We start from the raw sequence: 562 nt of genomic DNA, 5'->3' as shown, positions 1-562 counted from the left end.
GCCTTCCCCAACATGCACCTCATCGACCCCAACAACGCCGTCTGCGAACCCGACATCTGCGCGGTCGTCGAGGGCAACATCCTCGTCTACCACGACGAACACCACCTGACCGCGAGCTATTCACGGTCCCTGGCCCCGGAACTAGGACGAGAACTCCAGCCCATCCTCGGCTGGTGGTAGCCCCGACGCGCCTAGCATCGACGTCATGACGCTCAACGACCTGGTCGGCCGGTGGCAGTTGACGACATGGACCGCAACCGACGAAACAGGCGCGGTCACAACCCCATTCGGCGAAAACCCACAGGGCGTCGTGATCTACACCGCCCACGGCTGGATGAGCGGCCAACTAGCCGCCAGTGATCGCCCCAACCTCTCCACCGCCGTCGCCCTGGCCGGCACCGACCACGAACGCGCCGAAGCCTATTCGACCTACATCGCCTACAGCGGCGAATACCGCCTCGAGGGCGACACGGTCATCCACACCCTGCACATGAGCCTGTTCCCCAACTGGATCGGCACCGAACAACGCCGCACGTTCGAGGTCTCCCCCACCGACCTAACC

2 protein-coding genes are annotated in these 562 nt (G+C 64.4%); both read left to right on the top strand.

All coding sequences use genetic code 11. The features are described from left to right. Positions 1-180, top strand: a 180-nt coding sequence (locus ACAM49_RS40360; protein WP_369640768.1) for an SGNH hydrolase domain-containing protein, incomplete at its 5' end; no start/stop codon positions are given. A gap of 25 nt (positions 181-205) precedes the next feature. Further along, positions 206-562, top strand: a 357-nt coding sequence (locus tag ACAM49_RS40355) for a lipocalin-like domain-containing protein (protein WP_369640767.1), incomplete at its 3' end; no start/stop codon positions are given.

The sequence above is a fragment of the Nocardia sp. JMUB6875 genome (assembly GCF_041154655.1).
Lineage (GTDB): Bacteria > Actinomycetota > Actinomycetes > Mycobacteriales > Mycobacteriaceae > Nocardia.
Note: the sequence above shows the minus strand (reverse complement) of the source record. Positions and strands in the feature narration are given on the sequence as shown.